Origin of the sequence: Saccharospirillum sp. MSK14-1, assembly GCF_003054965.1 — a bacterium.
Lineage (GTDB): Bacteria > Pseudomonadota > Gammaproteobacteria > Pseudomonadales > Natronospirillaceae > Saccharospirillum.
The window spans coordinates 618020-639187 of the sequence record NZ_MIES01000033.1 but is presented as its reverse complement, the minus strand read 5'-3'; the positions used below and the strand labels follow the sequence as shown (position 1 = coordinate 639187).

The window sequence follows — 21168 nt, the reverse complement described above, 5'->3', positions numbered from 1 at the left end:
AACTCTGATCAGAAAGTGGGGATAGATTGATAAATGGTGAAGGTACGCGAACCACGTTGAATGGCTATTTTTAACTCACCACCGCTTTGCAGAATCTGGTTTAACAATGCCTGATCCTGCGCCATATTGCCTACCGGATTATCGTTGACCGCCGTCACGATATCACCGGGCCGCAATCCAGCCATTTGCAATTGCCGTGCACGACGCGTGACCAGATAGCCATTTTCCGACGCTTCAAGACCGACTTCATTGAGCAGCCCCTGAGGGTCGGATGCAGCGCGATCGCGCACATAGCTGACCATCTGTTCGACCTGTTGCTGGATAGCCGCACTTTGGCCACTCACCTGGGCGGCGTTAGCGCTCTGTGAGGATGTGTTGCGGTCCAGCGGCTGCAAGGTGGCGCTGGAATCGCTGCGTTCATAGCGCAACGTCTCCAGTTCACCGTTGCGATTGAGCAGAACCCGATCGCCATATACCCCCGCCAGTTCCGCCTGGGCAAACACCTGATCGCCAACCGTAAAGACATCCGACTGACCATTACGTTGCGTGATAACGGCAAACCCCTGACCTTCACCATCGCGTGCCACGACAGCCTGAAGCACCAGCCGCAGCTGGGTTTCCGGTGCATCAACCGGTTCTACAGTTGTCTGCTCCGATTCAGCAACGTAGTCGCCAAAAAGCGGCTTCTGGGCTAACTGACGACCCAGCGCTTCTAAATCAGTGCCCTGCGCTCTGTCAGAGGCTGAGGCCGGTTCAATGTTCGGTATTGTCACAGGCGCGGGGGCATCGACGATCACCCAGGTCAGACGCGCCGCCAAGACCGCACTGATGCCCACGAAAACCGGTACCAGCCACCGTTGAGCGCTAATGCCCAAGGAAGGCATCTGTTTCAAAAGTTGTTTTACATCCATCACAACACCTGCTGTGAGATTTCAAACAATGTCTCACGACCTGCCGGAATGGGCAGATTCAGTCGTTCTGCTAAAGCGCGCTTAACGCTCAGGCTCCCCAAGCCTTCTTGGCTCAGCCTGGCGTTGATCAGTGAGGTGTTATCCATCGCACGAATGTCGGCTTGCCAGCCATTGTCATCACTGGCCAGCAGCCCCTGCATCTGTGGCACTTCAAATTGTTCTCGCCGACTGCCAAAAGGCACGCTGACCGCGCCGCCCGACCAGCTGAACTCACCATCAAGATCGCCCGGCTGCGCACGCCAGCTGGCGGACACATCAACATCGGACAAGCGTAGCCGCCCTTGGATGTCGGCGCCGTAGGTCGAGGCGATGTCGGCAAAGGCCACATCATCAATATAACCACTGACATCATCCAAGCGGACACCGCTGGGTTTGACGGTCACACGACCGGTGAGTTCGAGGGCGGTATTAGACAGCTGCCATTGGTATGGCAATCGCAGAGTCAGCAGATAAAGTGGCTGAGCTTGCCAGTCCAGCTGCAATGAGGGGATGTGCGGGGCTTGCAAGCGTGCTTCGCCCGACCAGAGACTGCCATCCAGTTGTTCCACGCGAATGCCTGCAGCCTGCAAAGCCGGATCGAAAAAATGGCGCAACCAACTGAGCGGTATCATGGCGATCAACGCCAAAAAATAAACCGCGAAAAAAAACGCCACCAGGCGCAGATTAATTGTCATGGACAACCTAATGCTGTTTCCCTGCAAAAAGTCGGTCGTCAAGTGTATAGGAAGCCATCTGGGGCTAACAATCGCTTTACACCTTATTCAAACGATAGAAAAAGCATTGTTATTTTTTGCGCAAAAAAAACCCCGGTCAGACCGGGGTTTTTTTTGGGACTGTGCCCGAGCGTTGCAGCGACTTACATCATGCCGCCCATACCGCCCATGCCACCCATGTCCGGCATGCCACCGCCAGCAGCAGCACCGCCATTTTCTTCAGGCTTGTCGGTGATCATGGCTTCGGTCGTTACCATCAGACCCGCAACAGAAGCAGCCGCCTGCAGTGCAGAACGAGTCACTTTGGCCGGATCGATGATGCCCAGTTCCATCAGGTCACCGTATTCGCCAGTCGCAGCGTTGTAACCGAAGTTGCCTTTACCTTTCTTAACTTCGTTAACCACCACAGAGGCTTCACCACCGGCGTTGAAAACGATCTGACGCAGCGGAGCTTCCATGGCGCGCAGAGCCAGAGCGATACCAGCGTCTTGCTCTTCGTTGTCGCCTTTCAGACTGCTGATGTTTGCCAGGGCGCGAACCAGAGCAACACCGCCACCGGCAACAACGCCTTCTTCGACCGCAGCGCGAGTAGCGTGTAGGGCGTCGTCAACGCGGGCTTTCTTCTCTTTCATTTCGACTTCGGTGGCAGCGCCAACCTTCAGTACCGCAACACCGCCAGCCAGTTTGGCAACGCGCTCTTGCAGTTTTTCTTTGTCGTAATCAGAAGAAGATTGCTCGATTTCAGCACGGATCTGTTCAACGCGGGCTTTGATGTCACCATCGGCGCCAGCACCACCAACAACGGTGGTGTTTTCTTTGGTCAGCGTTACTTTCTTAGCGCTGCCCAGGTGTTCCAGAGTGGCGCTTTCCAGGTCCAGACCGACTTCTTCAGAAATGACGGTACCGCCCGTCAGAATCGCCAGATCCTGCAGCATGGCTTTGCGGCGATCGCCGAAGCCCGGTGCTTTAGCCGCAGAGACCTTCACAGTGCCGCGCATGTTGTTAACAACCAGAGTTGCCAGCGCTTCACCTTCAATGTCTTCAGCGATGATCATCAGCGGACGACCGGCTTTGGAAACGGATTCCAGTACCGGGATCAGGTCGCGGATGTTGGAGATTTTCTTATCAACCAACAGGATGTACGGGCTGTCCAGCTCGGCAGACATGGTTTCCTGGTTGGTGATGAAGTAAGGCGACAGGTAGCCACGATCGAACTGCATACCTTCAACCACTTCCAGCTCATCGGTGAAACCGCTGCCTTCTTCGACAGTGATCACGCCTTCTTTGCCGACTTTTTCCATGGCATCAGCAATCAGCTGGCCGATGGTGCCGTCAGAGTTGGCAGACAAGGTGCCGACCTGAGCAATGGCTTTGTAGTCTTCACAAGGAATGGACAGCTTGGCGATTTCTTCAACAACCGCAGCGGTCGCTTTGTCGATACCACGCTTGAGGTCCATCGGGTTCATGCCCGCAGCAACCGATTTCAGACCTTCGTTAACGAACGCCTGAGCCAGTACAGTGGCGGTCGTGGTACCGTCACCGGCTTCGTCGTTGGCCTTGGAAGCAACTTCCTTGACCATCTGCGCGCCCATGTTTTCGAACTTGTCTTCCAGTTCGATTTCTTTCGCGACAGACACACCGTCTTTAGTCACAGTCGGCGCACCGAAGGACTTGTCCAGAACCACGTTGCGGCCTTTAGGGCCCAGGGTTACCTTGACGGCATCTGCCAGCAGGTTCACGCCCTTTTGCATTTTCTGGCGGGCGGAATCACCGAATTTAACGTCTTTTGCAGCCATTTAAAGTTACCTTCCTATCAATTCGTTGAACGACTTACGGTCTTATTCGATAACGCCGAAAATGTCGCTTTCGGTCATGATCAGCAGCTCTTCACCTTCCATCTTGACGGTGCTACCCGCGTACTGACCAAAGACAACGGTGTCACCCACCTTCACATCCAGTGGCTTCACTTCGCCGTTGTCGAGGATACGACCATTACCGACTGCCAGGACTTCGCCTTGAGACGGCTTTTCCTTGGCAGAACCCGGCAGCACGATACCGCCGGCAGTCTTTTCCTCTTGCTCCTTGCGGCGTACCACTACGCGATCATGCAAAGGACGAATTTTCATGGATCCAATCTCCTAAAATCACATGTTGGGAGGTTTTGTTGTTGGGCAGGTTGCTCGTTTCCGGGCAACCCTAAATGCCAATGCTCCGGGTAAATGGGGACAGGGCTGTTCATTTCAACACCCGGAAGGACAGGAATTTTACATTCAACGGTGAGATCGACGGTTATGAGCAAAAATCCGGCGGAAAACGCAGCGATCAATTACCGTGATGGGCTGACCATCCACCGGCCAACTGGTGTTTCTTGTCCACTGAAGTGCAACTCAAGTCGCTGATTCAGTTCCGGCTCGGAATCAAAGTCGGCTTCGGCTCCCTGAAACTGCAGCGTGGCGGGAACGTCAAAACGGGCCCCCTCTAACTCATAGTTTTGAACATCGAGGGTGCCGTATATCAGGTAGCGGGGGTTCTTGCCCGACTGGTCCACATCGACCCGACTGAGCGCTGTCAGTTGCCCCTGAACTGTCAGGCTCCAGGCGACGGTTACCGCTGCCGTCGCACCTCGATTAAAACCTTTTCGCCAACGACTCAACATCGTTTTTTTACTCCTTCTCACTTGCCGGCCGAGTCAGAACCAGAGATGGCCAATTGGCATATCCGGGTCGTATCGATGGGCTATTTGTGCCTGCAGCAACTCAGCAGACGCCAGGGCATCCATCAAGGCATGATGCGGGGGATAGTACGGCAGATGATAACGCTCCCGACTGTCGGCCAGACGAATCGACACGGGTCGCCGTCCCAGCAAACGGCGCCACACACTCAGCGAACTGGTCCGGTGCCGGTCCGCCTCGATGGCCATGGTATCGACAACCGGGAACTCGATGCCCTTCCCTAACCGAACCTTCAAGGCCGCATCGAGAAAGCCCCGTTCAATCGCACGATGGTGTACTACCACAACGCGACCCGCCAAGGCTTGCAACAGCTCGCTGAGAATGTCGCTCACATCCGGCGCCTGAGTCAGGTCCGAGTCGGTGATGCGATGGAACGTGACGGACTGACGCGACAACGGCAGCTGCGGTTGCACCAGCCAATGGCGACTGCGTGGCAACGCAATGCGCTGTAAGGTAAAGGGCACGATGCCGATGCTAACGATGGCATGGCGCTGGGGATTCAGACCGGTCGTCTCAAAATCCATGGCGACAAATGGCACGTCGCTGATTGGCGTCTGCGGACTCACCATGCCAGCGCCATAATAGTCGCGCAGTCGTGGATCGCGTGCGGTTTGACGCAGCTGCGCAAAACGAGCCGCCCAATCCAGTGGCTCGTTTGATGGGACTTGTTGACCCGGTGGTGGCAGTGGTGGCGACATCAGTTAATCCGGTTCACCTGATAACGCATGCGCAAAAACTTCTGCGCATTACTGATGACCTCGAACGCGTCTTTCAAATTACGGCGTTCGAATTGCGTCAGATGCTCCGGCTCGACGTTATTGTCCGGCTCGCGTCCGGCTTCAATATCGAGCGCCTGATGGCGAGCGCGAACCACCGCAATAAACTCCAGCGCATCGCGCAAATCGTTGCCGTTGCTGTGACCCAGCACGCGCGATTCGGCAATGTCTTTCAAGCGGTTAAACGAGTTTTGTGAGGTGGAGCCACAGGCCAGCGCATGCACTCGGATAACATCCGACAAGGGTGCGGTGCCGCGTCGTTTTAAGTTGATCGAATTGTTGTGCTCACCGTCTTTTTCCATCACAAAGGTACGGAAAAAACCCAGCGGCGGTGTTCGATTCAACGCATTGCGCGCCAACGCGGCCAGAAACAAAGGTCGATGCCGCGCGCGACCGGCCACCAATCGTTTCAGGCTTTCGGCAAAGGCGGTTTCGCCGTAGACGCCATCGAGATCAAAAAAGATCGATGAATTGAGTAAGGCGCGCGGATCCGGTTTATCAATCCAGTCGGTAAAATATTGCTTCCACACCGACAACGGCTGACGCCATTGCGGGTTGGTCGCCATGATGCCGCCTTTGCAGTAGGTGTAACCGCAGGCCGCCAACCCGTCGCTGACACGGGTTGCCAGTAATTTGAAATATTCGTCGTGTTGTTTGGGATCGAAGCGATCGTCCAAGACCAGCGCATTGTCCTGATCGGTAATGATGAACTGCTCGTCGCGCGCCATGGAACCGGCCGCCAGAAAGCAATACGGCACCGGTGGCGGCCCCAACTCCGCCTCTGCCAATTCCAGCAGTCGGCGAGTAAAGCTGCGGCCGATACCCGCCATGGCGCTGCCGACCATGTGCGAGTTGGCATCTTCATTCACCATCCGCACAAACGCCAATTGTGCTTCCGGCGCCAGTTCCGCCAGTTCTTCCACGGTTTGGCGATGGTGAATGTGGCTGACGATGTAGAGACTCGATTGAGACTCATAACGAATGATGTCCGACAGCCCGACCACACCAATGGTTTCGTTATGGCGACGCACGGGCAGGTGATGAATGTTGTGTCGCAGCATCAACAACATGGCTTCGAACACAAAGGCTTCGCTGGAAATGCTGATGACATCGGTCGACATGATGTCGCTGATCGGCGTGTCGTACCCCAAACCTTTGGCCAGCGCCCGGGTGCGCAAATCGCGATCGGTAATAATGCCCACGGTGTTATGAGCTTCGTCGTCAGAAGCAATGACCAAAGACGATACCCCTTCATCGGTCATCACTCGTGCTGCTTCAGCGAGCGTTGCGGTGATCGGCGCGCGCACGGCTTCACGTGACAACAGTTTATCCAGCCGTGAGGTCATTAATTCGTTGCTTTGTTCGCGCTCTACGACCGCGGAACGCAAACGCGACGGATCATCGATTTCGACGAAATCGGCAAACACTTCCTGCGCTTCCCACAGACGATGAAAGAGGTCCGCTTTGATGTAATAAATCAAAGTGTCTTCGATCGCCTTCACCGGAAACCGCACCGGGCGTCCCATCAGCAGCGCCCACTGGCCAAAGATTTCACCTTCGGCCTGGCGGTTATAGAAGTTGCCATTACGCCGATAGACTTCGACCGCCCCACTGCGTATGTAGTGCAGGTCTTCAATTGACTGACCAAATTCAAGAATGGTGGACCCGGCTTTGAAGTAAGCAATTTCCACTTGGCACGCCACTTCATCAAGCCACACCTCTTCCAGACTGTCGAAGGGGGCAAAACGGCGCAGGTGTTCGCGTATTTCGATCTGTTCGACTTCCATGGGCCTGTTCGGAGCAGACAATTGAGCGCTGAGACTGGCAATGATTGACCGGAAAATCAATTACCCTGCGCCGCTACGTGGCGATTCACCTCTGGGCCGCGCTATCATGCCGCCATGATCAACGCCTTATTCATTGGCCCGGGTGCTATTGGCAGCCTGCTGTGCTGGCAATGGCAGACGCGGTTATCGCCCTGGGTTTACCCGCACCGACCTGACCTGACGTTGCCCAGCGACCTCGTCGATGGGCCGAATACGCACCCCTTGCATTGGCAATTGTGGCCAACGGACGCTGACTTCCGTCGTATCGACCTGGTTCTGGTCTGCTGCAAAGCCAATCAGGTGGCGGATGCCGTTACCGCGCTGCTGGAACCGCTCTCACACGCCACCTGGCTACTGACCTGCAATGGCCTGGGTGCGCAACAATGGCTGGCGGATCAATTACCCAGCCAGGTGCTCTGGGGCACCACGACCGAAGGCGCTCGGCCGCTTGGCGATGGTCGCATGCAACGCAGTGGTACCGGTCAGACCTTGATCGGCCCGGCCGCCGCCCACTCGCTGAGCAACCGCAGTTTCAGCCTGGGACAAAGCCTGGTCACACCAGCCGGCCCAATACCGGTCGACTGGCACGATGATGTGCTGTCCACGCTGTGGATGAAGCTGGCCATCAACGCAGTGATCAATCCCGTCACGGCCTGGCATAGCCTGACCAATGGCGAATTGCTGGCGTCGCAATGGCGAGCAGAGATCGACGCCTTGTGTGCGGAAATTTCCGAGGTTGCAACGGCTTGCCAGCAACCTCTGCCCGACGATCTGGCCCAGCGTGTACTGACCGTTGCACAGCAAACGGCCACCAATCATTCGTCGATGCGGGTTGATGTCGACGCTGGCCGCGCCAACGAAATCGACTTTATTAATGGTTATCTGGTTCGCCAAGGCTACGAAGCTGGCATCAAAACGCCTAGACTGAGCCACTGGCACCAGCGCCTAGTCAGTCTGCAACCCGCGCTGACCTGATTACCGCCAAAAGGATTGTTCATGGCTCACTCCAACCTGTCTTTGCTTGGTCGTTTGCTCGCCTGGTTATTGGGCACAACCGCAGCGAGCAGTGCGGCCATTGGTGTGGTGGTGGTGTCCGGTCGGCATCTCGATGCGGTCGTGGTCATCGCGCTGATCACGGCCATTTCAATTTTGTCAGCGGCCGTTTTGCTGCTGATCATGCGTCGCTATTTTCTTGCTCCGCTGAAAGATCTGATGCGTGTTTCCAATCAGGTTACCAGTACCGACGACATCAAACTGCGCGCACCCAAATACAAGTCCGACGAGCTGGGCCGAGTTGTGGACGCTTTCAATGCCATGCTCGACCGGGTGGAAAAACGCGAAACCGAACTGACGGCTGAACGCGACCGCGCCACCCAGGCGCTGCAACAGTCTGAAGCGATGACCGAAGAAGCCCAGCGAACGATGCATAAGTTGGAGTTTGAAGTGCAGGTTCGCCAGCGCATCGAACGCAAACTGACCGATTTTCAGAACTACCTGAACGCCATCATCAATTCGATGCCATCGACATTGATTGCTGTCGACGCTCACTTGCTGGTTACGCAGTGGAACCAGGAAGCCAGTCGACTCAGTGGCACACGTTCGGATCAGGCGTTGGGTTTGCCACTGGCCGATGCCTTTCCATTGCTCGGTGAACACCATGATCTGGTGCAACAAGCGCTCTCAGAACAAAGCCTGCAAAGCCGCCATAACCTGCAGCTGACGTTGCCCGACGATCAACGCGTTCGGCTCAATCTGGTGATCTACCCATTGCAGCAAACCGAAGCGCACGGTGCAGTGATTCGTCTTGATGACATCACCGAACAATTCCGACTCGAAGAAGTGATGGTACAGACTGAAAAGATGATGTCGGTCGGTGGCCTGGCTGCGGGCATGGCGCATGAGATCAACAACCCGCTGGGTGCCATTGTACAAAACGCTCAGAACGTTCAGCGCCGTCTCGACCCGACGCTGAAAAAAAATCGCGAAACCGCGACCGGGCTGGAACTCGACTTGGAACGCTTCCAAGCCTATCTGCAAGCGCGCGAAGTGCCCCGCTTTCTCAACAACATCACGGAGTCCGGGCTGCGAGCGTCTCGCATCGTAACCAATATGCTCCAGTTCAGCCGCGCCAGCGGCCACCAATTGCATCCCTACCCGATTGGTCAATTGCTGGAACAAGCCATCAACATTGCGGTGAACGACTACAACCTCAAAGCGGGCTACACCGACCACAACCTGTTCGTCGATCAGGATTTTCGCGCACCGGAAATCGAAGTCCCCTGCGTGATGACCGAATTGGAACAGGTGCTACTGAACCTGCTGAAGAACGCAGCCCAGGCCATCCGTGAGCGTTTCGAAACGCTGAACGACATCGACGAAGGCATCATTCAAATCCACCAATATCTGGATGGCGACGACTGCGTCATCGAAGTCAGCGATAACGGCGCCGGGATGAGCGAGGCCACCCGCAAACGTCTGTTCGAGCCGTTTTTCACCACCAAAGAAGTCGGTGTCGGCACCGGTTTGGGCTTGTCGGTAAGCTTCTTTATCATCACCGCTCACCACTACGGCCACATGAGTGTTGAATCCGAACCTGGCCAGGGCAGCCGTTTTATGCTGAGACTGCCGTTGCAGTTGCCGGAAACCGAAACCTCTGAAGCCTCCGCTCACTGAGACAGGATCGAAGCATGGGACACCGCTTATCTAAGATTTATACCCGCACTGGCGATGACGGCGATACCGGTCTGGGTGTATCGCAACGCATCGGCAAAGACAGCCTGCGCATTGCCGCCATTGGCGACATCGATGAACTCAACGCGTCCATTGGCTTCTTAGTACAGGCACTGCCAACGGATCACTCCGGGCAACTCCGCCTGAGCCAGATACAGCATGACCTGTTCGACCTCGGTGGTGAGCTGGCCATGCCGGGCCATGAGTTATTGGACGATGTGCTGGTCACCGAACTGGAAGCCGACATCGATCGCATCAATGCGGATCTGCCGCCGTTAAAAAACTTCATTCTGCCCGGCGGTACCGAAGCCGCCGCTCGTGCGCATTTGGCTCGCACCGTCTGTCGGCGCGCCGAGCGCTCGCTGGTGGCGTTCAATCGCTCCGAGCAACCGGGCCATCAATTGGCACAGCATTACCTCAATCGCCTGTCTGACTGGTTGTTCGTGTTTTCACGCCAACTGGCAAGGGCTGACGGCGGTTCGGAAGTCCTTTGGCAAAGCCGGCATAAGCGATAATTCGGGCACTTCGTCACAGACAGCCCGACTTTCGTTAAGGAAGCTCTAAACCTTAGCGCAGGCCGGTCGATACGGTTTGCAGTATCCCTGATAACGAGAGTCATTGAATGGCGGCCATCATCCTGGGCAAAAACCTTCTCAGCGAAGACGAGCTGATTGAATATGCCTTTAGCAACGACAACAGCAGCGACCTGAATCTGGGCCAGTTACGAACTCTGGCCGGGGAAGCCGCGATGCTGTCGTCGCTGATGCTGATCCGGATCATGAAGGCTGACCGCATCTACATTCCAACCCGCCCCTCCATTACCGGACAGCCACCCAACCATTGACCGCATCAGCAAGCCGCCGTGCAGTAGCCCCTCTCCTGCTCATCGTGATAGATTAGCCGCCAATTCCGGCGGTTTTTGCCGTCTGTCGTTTGCATCGACACTAGACTGACTCCACCACTGACTCACTGAAGGGTTTTCGCATGAGCAATACGCCTGCCGATCTGAAATATCACGCCTCCCACGAATGGGTTCGCGACGAAGGCGACGATCTGGTTACCATCGGCATCTCCGACTTCGCTCAACAACAATTGGGCGACGTTGTCTTTGTCGAACTGCCAGAAGTTGGCACGGCTGTGGTCGCTGGAGAAGCGGCGGCGGTTGTGGAATCCGTTAAAGCGGCTTCGGACGTCAACTCCCCGGTAACCGGCACCGTTGTCGCGGTGAACGAAAGCCTCGAAGAAGCGCCCGAACAGGTCAACGAAGACCCCTATGAAGATGGCTGGTTCTTCCAAGTAAAACTCAATGACGCCGGCGAGTTGAAAGATCTGATGGACGCCGAATCCTACCAGGACCAGTGCGCCGAGGATTGATCCTCAGCCTGCCGTGGGCCGGCCATATTGCCGGCCCGTCACTGTGAATCATGGACCGTGCCGCCCTATGACCGACCCGCTTTCGCTAGAGCAACTCGAAGCCCACGACGAATTCATTCACCGCCACATTGGCCCGACGCCTCCAGAACAGGCGCAGATGTTGGCCAGTTTGAGCGTCGCCAGTCTGGACCAACTGACCGAGCAAATTCTGCCACCTGGATTACGGCTCACCGGCGAATTAAGCATAGAGCGGGCAACCTCTGAAAGCGATGCGCTGGATTATCTGCACGCCGTCGCTCGCCAGAATAAGGTGTTTAAGTCGTACATCGGTCTGGGTTATCACGACACCCGTGTGCCCGCAGTCATTCAACGCAATGTTCTGGAAAACCCCGGCTGGTATACCGCCTATACGCCTTATCAACCGGAAATTGCTCAGGGTCGGCTGGAAGCGCTGTTGAACTACCAGCAAACGATTACCGACCTCACCGCCATGGATCTGGCCAACGCATCACTGCTCGACGAAGCCACGGCAGCGGCCGAAGCCATGGCAATGGCCAAGCGTTGCGTTAAGAACAACCCCGCTCACACCTTCTTCGTTGATGACAATGTGCTGCCACAAACGCTGGATGTGATTCGCACCCGCGCTGCCTATATGGGCATCGAAGTGATTACAGGCCCGATGGAAAACGCCGCAGACCAGCCGGTATTTGCAGCGCTGCTGCAGTACCCTGGCGCTAACGGCGAAATTCGCGATCCTCAGCCGGTGATCGAGCAACTGCATCAGTGCAACGCACTGGCCGTGGTCGCGACCGACCTGATGGCACTGTTGATGCTGACACCGCCGGGCGAAATGGGCGCTGATATCGTACTCGGCAACAGCCAGCGCTTCGGTGTGCCACTGGGATTTGGCGGACCTCACGCGGCCTTCTTTGCCACCCGCGACGACTTCAAACGTTCCATCCCCGGCCGCTTGATCGGCGTCTCCAAGGACGCTCGTGGCCGCACCGCTCTGCGCATGGCCCTGCAAACACGCGAACAACACATTCGCCGCGAAAAGGCCAACTCCAACATCTGCACCGCACAGGTGTTATTGGCCAACATGGCTGGATTCTATGCGGTTTACCACGGACCAACCGGCTTGAGCCGTATTGCGCACCGCATTCATCGACTGACCGGTATTTTGGCCGAAGGGCTTGAGGCCAAAGGCATTCACCTGGTTAACAGCCACTTCTTCGATACCCTGACCATTGACCCCCAGGGCAATCGTGATCTGATTCTGGAGCGCGCGGCCCAGCGACAAATCAATTTGCGTCAGGACGCCGACGGCAAACTCGGCATCAGCCTGAACGAATGCACCAGCCGCGAAGACGTCGAAGAGCTGTTCGATGTGCTGATGGGCGACCATGATTTCTCGGTCGCCGAAATCGATCAGCAGATTACCGATCAGGGCACCACCTTTATGCCGGAGAACCTGGAACGCGAATCCGGCTATCTGGACCATCCGGTGTTCAACAGCCATCACAGTGAAACCGCCATGCTGCGCTATCTGAAGCGGCTGGAAAATCGTGATCTGTCATTGGCTCACGCCATGATCCCGCTGGGTTCCTGCACCATGAAACTTAACGCCAGCGCCGAAATGCAGCCGGTCTCGTGGCCAGAATTTAATCGCATCCACCCCTTTGCACCGCGCCCCCAGACCAAAGGTTACCGCACCTTGTTGGAGGAGCTGGAAACCATGCTGCGCGCCATCACGGGTTTTGACGCCATCAGTATGCAGCCTAATTCAGGTGCTCAGGGTGAATACGCTGGACTGTTGGCCATTCGCCGTTTCCAGCAGGCTCAGGGTGACGAGCAGCGCGATATCTGCCTGATTCCTCAATCGGCCCACGGCACCAACCCAGCGTCCGCGCAGATGATGGGACTGACGGTGGTGGTCGTGAAAACCGATAACGACGGCAACGTTGACCTGGACGACCTGCAAACACGCATTGACGCTGCCGGCGATCGCTTAAGTTGTCTGATGATTACCTACCCGTCCACGCACGGCGTTTATGAAGAAGGCATTCGCGACATCTGCGATCGCATTCATGCTGCCGGCGGTCAGGTGTATATGGATGGCGCCAACCTCAATGCACAGGTCGGTGTCATTCGGCCGGCCGACATCGGTGCCGATGTCGCTCACCTAAACTTGCATAAAACCTTTGCCATTCCACATGGTGGTGGCGGTCCGGGCATGGGCCCAATTGGGGTTGTGAGCCATCTTGCGCCTTATCTGCCTGGTCACGTTCTGGCCACTGAGCTGGACTTAAGTGCCGATCAAGCAGTCTCAGCAGCGCCCTTTGGCAGTGCCTCCATCTTGCCGATTTCCTGGATGTACATTCGCTTGCTCGGTGCTCAAGGCTTGCGCCAAGCCACCCAGGTTGCCCTGCTCAATGCCAACTACCTGGCTGAGCGGCTGAAAGCGCACTACCCCATTTTGTACAGTGGCCGCGAGAATCGCGTGGCGCATGAATGCATTCTCGACCTGCGCCCGCTCAAAGCGGAAACCGGGATCACCGAGGCTGATATCGCCAAACGGCTGATGGATTATGGCTTTCACGCACCTACCATGAGTTTCCCGGTGCCTGGCACCTTTATGGTGGAGCCGACTGAGAGTGAGAATCGGGCTGAGCTCGACCGTTTCGCTGACGCTATGATCGCCATTCGCGAGGAAATCAAACGAGTCGGTTCCGGTGAATGGCCCGCCGATAACAACCCGCTGGTACGAGCGCCTCATACCCAGGCCGATCTCATGGAAGACTGGCAGCGCCCTTACCCAAGAGATCTGGCGTTTTATCCGCTGGACTGGGTGGTGGACGCCAAGTTCTGGCCAACGGTCAACCGTGTCGATGAGGTGTGGGGCGACCGCAATCTGTTTTGTGCCTGCCCAAGCCCGGATGCTTACCAAGAGGACGATGCCTGATGGAACTGATCTTAAGTGTGATGGCCGCCGATCGACCCGGCATTGTTGAACGCATCGCCGCCGTGGTCGCCAGTCACGGTGGCAGCTGGCAAGAAAGCCGACTCGCCACCATGGCCGGCCGCTTTGCCGGCATTGTTCGCGTCAGTCTGGAACAGGAACATTACGGCGAACTGCAAACGGCGCTGCAAGCCTTGCGCGATGAAGGCTTAAGCGTACAAATCGAAGTCGGTGATAGCGATGCCGACGCTGTGGAGTCGCATTGGATTGAAGTGATCGGCAACGACCGCGCCGGCATTGTACGAGAAGTGACGCGTGCTTTGGCCGCCGAGCAAGTTAACGTCATCGATCTGGCGACCGAAGTGGAACCGGCATCGATGAGCGGTGGCCTGTTGTTTCGCGCTCGACTGGAACTGGGCCTGACGCCGGGCCAATCCATGGATGCCGTCATCCAAGCCCTGGAAGACTTATCTCCCGACTTGATGGTCGATCGACTGGATGACTGACGATCGCCAATCCTAAAAAAGGCGGCTCAAGGCCGCCTTTTTTATTCATCCATCACACCCATCAACCTGGCGACAAGCCGCGCATCCGTTCAGCACGACGACGCAACAATTCCAAGGTTGTCAGCAGCAGAATCGACAGCACCACCATCATGGTCGCAACCGCCAAGATGGTCGGACTGATCTCTTCGCGAATCCCCGACCACATCTGAATCGGAATGGTGCGTTGTTCCGGTCCGCTGACAAACAGCACCACCACCACTTCGTCAAACGAGGTGATAAAGGCAAACAGCGCACCGGATACCACACCGGGAGTCACCAGCGGCAAAATCACCTTGAAGAAGGTTGTTACCGGGTTAGCACCCAGGCTGGCGGCGGCCCGTGTCAGACTGTGATCAAAGCTACTCATCGTCGCCGTCACGGTAATCACCACAAAGGGAATCCCCAAAGCGGTGTGCGCCAGAATAACGCCCAGATACGTTTGGCTCAGGCCGACACGAGAGAAGAAGAAAAACATGGCCGCGCCAGAGATGATCAGCGGTACGACCAAGGGCGAGATCATTAATGCCATGATGGTATTGCGGAACGGCATGAAACGACTCGACAACCCCATCGCTGCCAACGTTCCCAAAATAGTCGCCAGAATGGTCGACGCAATAGCAATGAGGATGGAGTTACGGATTGAGCCCAACCAGGCGCTGGAGGTAAAGAAGTCGACATACCAGCGCAGCGAGAACCCCTCTGGCTTCAGCGACAACATAGCGTCGGTGAAGGTGAAATAGGGTTCGGCGTTGAAACTCAACGGAATAATGATCAGCAGCGGCCCGACCAAAAACAAAAAGATCAGCGCGCAGATGAATCGGAAGACGTAATACCAGACCCGTTCCGGGCCGGTTGCATAAGAAGGAACGGCCATCGATTACCCCAGCTTCACATTGTCAACGCCAATCAGGCGGTTGTAGACGAGATAGAATGCGATTACCACAAACAGCAGGATGGAAGCGATGGCCGCCGCCAGACCCCAGTTCAGGGACGTCTGCATATGGAACGCAATAAAGTTGGTGATGAAAATACCATCCTGACCACCCACCAGAGCGGGGGTGATGTAGTAGCCGATGGCAAGGATAAACACCAGAATCGAACCGGCACCAATGCCTGGAATCGTCAGCGGGAAATAGACCCGGCGGAAGGCCAGGAAGGGTTGAGCACCCAAGGAGCGTGCGGCTCGCATGTAATAAGGCGGGATTGTCTTCATCACCGAGTACAGCGGCAAAATCATAAAGGGCAGCAGAATATGTGTCATCGCTACCAGCGTGCCGGTTTTGTTGTAGATCATCGACAATCGACTGTCATCGGCAATGATGCCGAGGCCGACAAAGATGTCGTTCAATACCCCTTGTTGCTGCAAGATGGCAATCCAAGTGGTGGTACGAACCAGCAACGAGGTCCAGAACGGCAACAGCACCAGAATCATCAGCAGGTTGGAATAACGCAGCGGTGTATTGGCCAATAAAAACGCAATGGGATAACCCAACAACAAACACAAACCGGTAATCGCAATACTCATCCAAAACGTTCGGACAAAGAGTTGTTGGTAGATCTTCAGATATTCCGGCTGAGAGACAATCTCACCGTTGCTGTCGTATTTCATATCCAGCGCAGCCAGGTAATACGACAGTGTATAAGGGTCGGACTCGCGCTCAATTAAACGCCAGGTTTCCAGTTCACCCCAGTCTTCATCAATATCCAGAATCGCAGCCTTATAGGGGCCACTTTCAATTCTTCCGGCGCGGCGCGAGGTTTTCATAATCAACGATCGCATACCGGAAGATTCATAATTCAATCGGCTGGCAACTTGACCCAGATTGCGCGCTTCTGCGCCTGCCAGCAGGTCTTGGGTTAAGGCATCAAAAACGGGTTCATCGGGAATGCTTTCGCCATCCCAATCTTCCAAAGCGGCGACGGTGCGCGACAGCTGAGTTCCCACTTCGGGGTTATCGACGCTGCGCTGGAGCATATCCAGAATAGGCATGATAAAAGCGACGACAAGGAAAACCAGAAGCGGTGCTACCAATAAAAAAGCGCGAATTTGATTGCGCCGGTTGGTCCGCATCAGGCTGACCTTCAGAGGTACGCCATTGGCCGTTGTCAGCCCTTGGCCGGCCTTGCTCATACTGTTTTCAGTCACATTACTGTCCTGTTACGGAAATAAACGTCTGGAAAGATACCGGGGCCAAACGGCCCCGGTGACACTCACCCTTAGCGGGCCAACCAAGCGTTGAAACGCTGGTTCAGTTCGTCGCCATAGTTGGACCAGAACTCGTCATCTTTCTGAATGGCAGTCGCGAAGTTCGGACCGTAAGTCGGCATGTGCGGCTTCATATCAATGCCTGTTTCAGCGTGGGTGCTGACCATGGCAGCAGAAGACTCACGAGCCGGACCGTAGGAAATGTACTTGGCTTGGTCCGCCAGACGCTGGGTATCGGTTGCGAACGCCAGGTAATCTTCAACTTTGTCGAGTTTGCCAGCCGGTACAACCCAACCATCCAGTTCGAATACCTGCTTGTCCCAGATAATTTCAAACGGCTGGCCTTCGCTAACGGCAGCATCGAACAGGCGACCATTATAGGCAGAAGCGAAAACCACTTCCTGGTCAGCCAGCAACTGAGGTACCTGAGCACCTTCTTCCCACCAGATCACGTGATCCTTAATGGTGTCCAGCTTGGCAAAAGCACGCGCCACGCCTTCTTCGGTTTCCAGAACGTCGTACACGTCTTCAACAGCAACACCATCAGCAACCAACGCCCATTCCAGGTTGTTGATCGGACGACGCTGCAGTGCACGCATGCCCGGGTAGTCTTCCAGGTTGAACACGTCTTCCATCAGGAATGGCTGGTTGTCCGCTGGGAAGGCTTCCGTGTTAAAACCGATCACGTTTGAATAAACGATCTGTGGCACGAAGCATTCGCTCAGCGAGCCTTCGATAAAGTCTTCAGAAGGCAGAGTGCCGTCTGGAGCCGCCGCCAACAGAGCATCGTGATCAATCGGCTCGACCAGACCTTCGTCACACGCAACCATCGCATCAGACGGCAGGATATCGACCAGATCCCAGGTGACGTTACCGGCTTGGGTCTGAGCGCGCAGACCGGCCAGTGCATTGGAAGAACGGTCAATATTGACGATCTCGTCTCCGCTCATTTCCATCCAAGGTTGGTGATAAGCCTGCTGTTGACTGGCTGTGTAGGCACCGCCCCAGGATACGATGTTCAGTGTATCCGCCTGGGCCCAAGTACCGGCTAGGGACATTACCGCCAGGCCTGCGAGAGCCTTAGGTACAATTACCGTCTTCGCTTTCATGGTTGAGTCTCCTGCATCATAGTTAACCGGTGATATCCGGCATTCTGATCTGCTTATAATTGTTGATGCGCGTTTCATTACGCATCTAGGGCTCGACAATCGGTGTGGGACCAGCCCACCCGGATCTTCTGACCACGCTTGAGGGACTGCTTGTCGATGGAATTCGGTGTCTTCACCACAAATTCATCATTGCCACAGACCGACACCCGCGTACGCAGATGATCACCGAGGTAAATCACATCTTTCACCTCAGCATCGAAGATGTTGGGCAGTGCTCCGTTATCCGGATTGATCACCACCCGCTCAGGGCGAATCGACAGGGTTGAACTCTGACCGGCATCGTTCACCGCCACCGGCGTGGCTTCAACAACCGACCCATCCGACAAACGCACCTGACACTGACCATCCTTCATTTGCGCAACTTCACCGCCAAAACGGTTGTTCTCGCCAACGAAAGACGCAACGAAGGCGTTCTCCGGACGTTCGTAGAGTTCATCCGGTGTTGCCAGCTGTTGCACCACGCCGTCGTTAAAGACCGCAATACGGTCCGACATGGTCAACGCCTCGCCCTGATCGTGTGTCACGTAGATCATGGCCACATTCAGTTCTTCGTGAATGCGTTTGATTTCTAACTGCATTTCTTCGCGCAGATTTTTATCGAGTGCGCCAAGTGGTTCATCCATCAGCACCAGCTCCGGCTCAAAGACCAGTGCACGAGCCAGAGCGACACGTTGCTGCTGACCGCCCGACAACTGCGCGGGGCGACGACCTTCAAAGCCTTGCAACTGCACCATACCCAGTGCCTTGTCCACCTTCTTGGCGATTTCGGCTTTATCGAAGCCGCGCACTTCCAGTGGGAAGGACAGGTTTTCAGCGACACTCATGTGCGGGAAAAGGGCGTAATTTTGAAACACCATGCCAATGCCGCGTTTATGCGGTGGCAAGCGGGTAATGGGCTCGTTTTTGAGCAGAATCTGACCATGCGTTGGTGTTTCAAAGCCGGCCATCATCATCAGACAGGTGGTTTTACCTGAGCCGGAAGGACCCAGCAGGGTGACAAATTCACCTGGCGCAACATCCAGATTGAAATCCTTCACGACCAACGAAACACCGTCATAACTTTTCTGAACGTTCTTGAACTTTGCGAATGGCTCCACGGGGTGATCCTGTCCAGTAAATTAACCTTATAGCTATAATTAACAGCCTTACGAAACGGCGTCCAGTCTTGCGTTAAAAATCTTGATTGCTACTGATTTTTAACGTTTTTTTTGATTTATTTCGGTTCACAAGGCCCCTCAATCGCCCCAGTAAGGTGCGAAAATGCGACCGATTACAGCCACGTCCTCAACAATGGTTCGACCAAGAAAAGTTAGCAATTTCCTTGCCTTCTAAAGCTTTCGACAACGAAACTTTTTTGAGCGTTTTTCGAGCCATTGGCGCAGTGGATCGGCCAAAAAAAAGCGAGCCTGTCAGCTCGCTTTCTTGGTCAACCTTCGCTTAAGAGCGTGGCTCCGAAGCCAGCCCCTTATAAAGGGTGTAACAGCCGACCAGCAGCACCAGCGTAAACGGCAAGCCGGTGGATACGGCCATCGCCTGCAAGGCTGCCAAGCCACCACCCAGTATCAGGGCGATTGCCAACAGACCCTCAAAGGACGCCCAGAATACGCGCTGCGGTGTGGGTGCTTCCATCTTGCCACCAGCGGTAATGGTATCGATTACCAAAGAACCGGAGTCCGATGACGTCACGAAGAACACAATGACCAGGATGATGGCGATGAACGAGGTGATCTCTGCCAACGGCATGGCGGCCAACATCTCAAACAAACGCAGATCCAGACCGGCATCCGCAACAGCGGTGTAGCCATCGTTGATGAACTGGTGAATGGCAGTGCCACCAAAGGCGCTCATCCAGAAAGCACAGACCAGTGACGGAATCAGCAACACACAGATGATGAATTCACGGACGGTGCGGCCACGCGAAACGCGCGCGATGAACATACCGACGAACGGTGACCAGGAGATCCACCAGGCCCAGTAGAACGATGTCCAGCCCTGGCTGAAGTTGGAGTCGTCACGTGCGAACGGCATGGACAGACCACCAAAGTTCTTGGCGTAGTTAAAGAGGTCGCCAAAGAAGCCAGTGATGATAGCCAGCGTCGGACCGACCAGAACCACGAACAACAGCAACAGAATCGCCAGACCCATGTTGATTTCAGACAGTCGCTTAACCCCTTTTTCCAGACCAGCGACGACCGAAATCAAAGCAACGGAGGTAATACCCAGCACCAGAACAACCTGAGTCGTGGCTCCCAAAGGAATGCCGAACAAGGCGTTCAGACCAGCAGCCGCCTGAGCAGAACCCAGACCCAGCGAAGTCGCCAAACCAAAGATGGTGGAGAACACCGCCAGGATGTCGATGATGTGACCCGGCCAACCCCAGACGCGCTCACCCAGAATCGGGTAAAAGATCGAACGCACGGTCAGCGGCAGACCTTTGTTGTAGGAGAACAACGCCAGGCCCAACGCCAGAATGGCGTAGATCGCCCAAGGATGGAGACTCCAATGGTAGATCGCCGCAGACATGCCCAAATCAGCCGCGGCCAATTGATCGCCGGCTGCTGCACCCAATGGCGCCCAGTCCGAACGAGCACCGCCGTCAGCAACGCTGGTGCCGCCCAAAGCGGTTTGGAAGTGGCTCATCGGTTCGGACACGCCGTAGAACATCAAACCGATGCCCATACCGGCGGCGAACAACATGGCGAACCAGCCTGCGTACGAATAGTCCGGCTTGGCTTCTGTACCGCCCAGTCGAACCTTACCCAGTGGTGACAGGACTAACAGCACACACACCAGGACAAAGATGTTACCGCTGAGCAAGAAGAACCAATCGAAGTTGGTATACAACCACGACAGCAGGCTTTCAAACACCGGACCAACACTGCTTTGGAACGCCAGCGTCAGGAATACAAAAGCAACGATGACGAGACCGGAAATCATGAACACCCGGTTATGGATGTCGAGACCAAACGGACCAATACTCATCTTAATATTGTCCTGGCCTACCTGATAATCGGTATCGATCGGATTCGCCTCTCCTTCAGGAGGGATCATATCCGTGTTATCTGTCATTACAGTCCCCTACTCTAATCATCATGACGGAGTTTTATGCGACTGGATCCACCAGCCATTGTCTCACCTGACACGACCGACTGCACAAGCAATAACAG

At 55.5% G+C, this 21168-nt stretch carries 19 protein-coding genes; 7 read left to right on the top strand and 12 right to left on the bottom strand.

Translation table 11 applies throughout. The features are described 5' to 3' along the window. Window positions 1-8: 8 nt before the first annotated feature. The 7 genes from BGP77_RS11935 to BGP77_RS11905 form a co-directional block, all read right to left on the bottom strand. A complete protein-coding gene (locus BGP77_RS11935; RefSeq protein WP_108164959.1) occupies window positions 9-911 on the bottom strand; it encodes a type II secretion system protein N in 903 nt (300 codons plus the stop codon). Then, a complete protein-coding gene (gene gspN, locus BGP77_RS11930; RefSeq protein ID WP_108164958.1) occupies window positions 911-1645 on the bottom strand; it encodes a type II secretion system protein N in 735 nt (244 codons plus the stop codon). The genes BGP77_RS11935 and gspN overlap by 1 nt, the downstream gene beginning before the upstream one ends. Window positions 1646-1827: 182 nt before the next feature. Continuing rightward, window positions 1828-3480: a chaperonin GroEL gene (gene groL / locus BGP77_RS11925; protein WP_108164957.1), complete on the bottom strand. Its 1653-nt coding sequence runs from the start codon at window positions 3478-3480 to the stop codon at window positions 1828-1830. A gap of 42 nt (window positions 3481-3522) precedes the next feature. Then, window positions 3523-3810: a co-chaperone GroES gene (groES, locus tag BGP77_RS11920; RefSeq protein ID WP_108164956.1), complete on the bottom strand. Its 288-nt coding sequence runs from the start codon at window positions 3808-3810 to the stop codon at window positions 3523-3525. Between the two features lie 200 nt (window positions 3811-4010). Further along, a complete protein-coding gene (locus BGP77_RS11915) occupies window positions 4011-4340 on the bottom strand; it encodes a hypothetical protein (RefSeq protein ID WP_108164955.1) in 330 nt (109 codons plus the stop codon). A gap of 33 nt (window positions 4341-4373) precedes the next feature. Then, complete coding sequence (locus tag BGP77_RS11910) at window positions 4374-5114, bottom strand: 3'-5' exonuclease (RefSeq protein WP_108164954.1); 741 nt, start codon at window positions 5112-5114, stop codon at window positions 4374-4376. Further along, complete coding sequence (locus tag BGP77_RS11905) at window positions 5114-6979, bottom strand: DUF294 nucleotidyltransferase-like domain-containing protein (protein WP_108164953.1); 1866 nt, start codon at window positions 6977-6979, stop codon at window positions 5114-5116. The genes BGP77_RS11910 and BGP77_RS11905 overlap by 1 nt, the downstream gene beginning before the upstream one ends. 114 nt (window positions 6980-7093) lie before the next feature. Here BGP77_RS11905 and BGP77_RS11900 point away from each other — a divergent pair, with 114 nt between their 5' ends. From BGP77_RS11900 to BGP77_RS11870, 7 genes are all read left to right on the top strand, one after another. Then, window positions 7094-7993, top strand: coding sequence for a ketopantoate reductase family protein (locus BGP77_RS11900; RefSeq protein ID WP_108164952.1), 900 nt, complete (start codon window positions 7094-7096; stop codon window positions 7991-7993). Between the two features lie 21 nt (window positions 7994-8014). Further along, the gene (locus tag BGP77_RS11895) at window positions 8015-9691 is read left to right on the top strand and encodes a PAS domain-containing sensor histidine kinase (protein ID WP_108164951.1); all 1677 of its coding nucleotides are present in this window, start codon (window positions 8015-8017) and stop codon (window positions 9689-9691) included. A 14-nt stretch (window positions 9692-9705) separates the two neighbouring features. Next, entirely contained in the window at window positions 9706-10263 is a 558-nt protein-coding gene (locus tag BGP77_RS11890; RefSeq protein WP_108164950.1) for a cob(I)yrinic acid a,c-diamide adenosyltransferase, read from the top strand. A gap of 107 nt (window positions 10264-10370) precedes the next feature. Then, window positions 10371-10592, top strand: a complete 222-nt coding sequence (locus tag BGP77_RS11885; protein WP_108164949.1) for a hypothetical protein — start codon at window positions 10371-10373, stop codon at window positions 10590-10592. 140 nt (window positions 10593-10732) lie between these two features. Then, window positions 10733-11122 (top strand): glycine cleavage system protein GcvH, encoded by a 390-nt coding sequence (gene gcvH, locus BGP77_RS11880; RefSeq protein ID WP_108164948.1) that lies wholly within the window; start codon window positions 10733-10735, stop codon window positions 11120-11122. A 67-nt stretch (window positions 11123-11189) separates the two neighbouring features. Further along, window positions 11190-14084 carry an aminomethyl-transferring glycine dehydrogenase gene (gcvP, locus tag BGP77_RS11875; protein ID WP_108164947.1) on the top strand — a complete coding sequence of 965 codons (2895 nt, stop codon included), beginning with the start codon at window positions 11190-11192 and terminating at the stop codon, window positions 14082-14084. Continuing rightward, a complete protein-coding gene (locus BGP77_RS11870; protein WP_108164946.1) occupies window positions 14084-14587 on the top strand; it encodes a glycine cleavage system protein R in 504 nt (167 codons plus the stop codon). The genes gcvP and BGP77_RS11870 overlap by 1 nt, the downstream gene beginning before the upstream one ends. Before the next feature lie 61 nt (window positions 14588-14648). Here BGP77_RS11870 and BGP77_RS11865 read toward each other — a convergent pair whose 3' ends face one another. The 5 genes from BGP77_RS11865 to BGP77_RS11845 all read right to left on the bottom strand — a co-directional run bounded on the left by BGP77_RS11865 (window position 14649) and on the right by BGP77_RS11845 (window position 21070). Further along, a complete protein-coding gene (locus tag BGP77_RS11865) occupies window positions 14649-15500 on the bottom strand; it encodes an ABC transporter permease (RefSeq protein WP_108164945.1) in 852 nt (283 codons plus the stop codon). Between the two features lie 3 nt (window positions 15501-15503). Then, window positions 15504-16772, bottom strand: a complete 1269-nt coding sequence (locus BGP77_RS11860; protein WP_233252352.1) for an ABC transporter permease — start codon at window positions 16770-16772, stop codon at window positions 15504-15506. Between the two features lie 71 nt (window positions 16773-16843). Next, entirely contained in the window at window positions 16844-17941 is a 1098-nt protein-coding gene (locus BGP77_RS11855) for an extracellular solute-binding protein (protein WP_108164943.1), read from the bottom strand. A gap of 77 nt (window positions 17942-18018) precedes the next feature. Continuing rightward, window positions 18019-19098, bottom strand: a complete 1080-nt coding sequence (locus tag BGP77_RS11850) for an ABC transporter ATP-binding protein (protein WP_108164942.1) — start codon at window positions 19096-19098, stop codon at window positions 18019-18021. Between the two features lie 340 nt (window positions 19099-19438). Then, on the bottom strand, window positions 19439-21070 hold the full coding sequence (locus BGP77_RS11845) for a BCCT family transporter (protein ID WP_108164941.1): 1632 nt from the start codon (window positions 21068-21070) through the stop codon (window positions 19439-19441). Between the last annotated feature and the right edge of the window lie 98 nt (window positions 21071-21168).

What these genes read in the sequence shown, in the direction of transcription:
- gcvH (WP_108164948.1), top strand. Translation starts at nt 10,733, where the DNA reads ATGAGCAATACGCCTGCCGATCTGAAATATCACGCCTCCCACGAATGG.
- groL (WP_108164957.1), bottom strand. Translation starts at nt 3,480, where the DNA reads ATGGCTGCAAAAGACGTTAAATTCGGTGATTCCGCCCGCCAGAAAATG.
- BGP77_RS11890 (WP_108164950.1), top strand. Translation starts at nt 9,706, where the DNA reads ATGGGACACCGCTTATCTAAGATTTATACCCGCACTGGCGATGACGGC.
- BGP77_RS11895 (WP_108164951.1), top strand. Translation starts at nt 8,015, where the DNA reads ATGGCTCACTCCAACCTGTCTTTGCTTGGTCGTTTGCTCGCCTGGTTA.
- BGP77_RS11870 (WP_108164946.1), top strand. Translation starts at nt 14,084, where the DNA reads ATGGAACTGATCTTAAGTGTGATGGCCGCCGATCGACCCGGCATTGTT.
- BGP77_RS11915 (WP_108164955.1), bottom strand. Translation starts at nt 4,340, where the DNA reads ATGTTGAGTCGTTGGCGAAAAGGTTTTAATCGAGGTGCGACGGCAGCG.
- gcvP (WP_108164947.1), top strand. Translation starts at nt 11,190, where the DNA reads ATGACCGACCCGCTTTCGCTAGAGCAACTCGAAGCCCACGACGAATTC.
- groES (WP_108164956.1), bottom strand. Translation starts at nt 3,810, where the DNA reads ATGAAAATTCGTCCTTTGCATGATCGCGTAGTGGTACGCCGCAAGGAG.
- BGP77_RS11910 (WP_108164954.1), bottom strand. Translation starts at nt 5,114, where the DNA reads ATGTCGCCACCACTGCCACCACCGGGTCAACAAGTCCCATCAAACGAG.
- BGP77_RS11885 (WP_108164949.1), top strand. Translation starts at nt 10,371, where the DNA reads ATGGCGGCCATCATCCTGGGCAAAAACCTTCTCAGCGAAGACGAGCTG.
- BGP77_RS11905 (WP_108164953.1), bottom strand. Translation starts at nt 6,979, where the DNA reads ATGGAAGTCGAACAGATCGAAATACGCGAACACCTGCGCCGTTTTGCC.
- BGP77_RS11935 (WP_108164959.1), bottom strand. Translation starts at nt 911, where the DNA reads ATGGATGTAAAACAACTTTTGAAACAGATGCCTTCCTTGGGCATTAGC.
- BGP77_RS11855 (WP_108164943.1), bottom strand. Translation starts at nt 17,941, where the DNA reads ATGAAAGCGAAGACGGTAATTGTACCTAAGGCTCTCGCAGGCCTGGCG.
- BGP77_RS11865 (WP_108164945.1), bottom strand. Translation starts at nt 15,500, where the DNA reads ATGGCCGTTCCTTCTTATGCAACCGGCCCGGAACGGGTCTGGTATTAC.
- BGP77_RS11900 (WP_108164952.1), top strand. Translation starts at nt 7,094, where the DNA reads ATGATCAACGCCTTATTCATTGGCCCGGGTGCTATTGGCAGCCTGCTG.
- BGP77_RS11845 (WP_108164941.1), bottom strand. Translation starts at nt 21,070, where the DNA reads ATGACAGATAACACGGATATGATCCCTCCTGAAGGAGAGGCGAATCCG.
- gspN (WP_108164958.1), bottom strand. Translation starts at nt 1,645, where the DNA reads ATGACAATTAATCTGCGCCTGGTGGCGTTTTTTTTCGCGGTTTATTTT.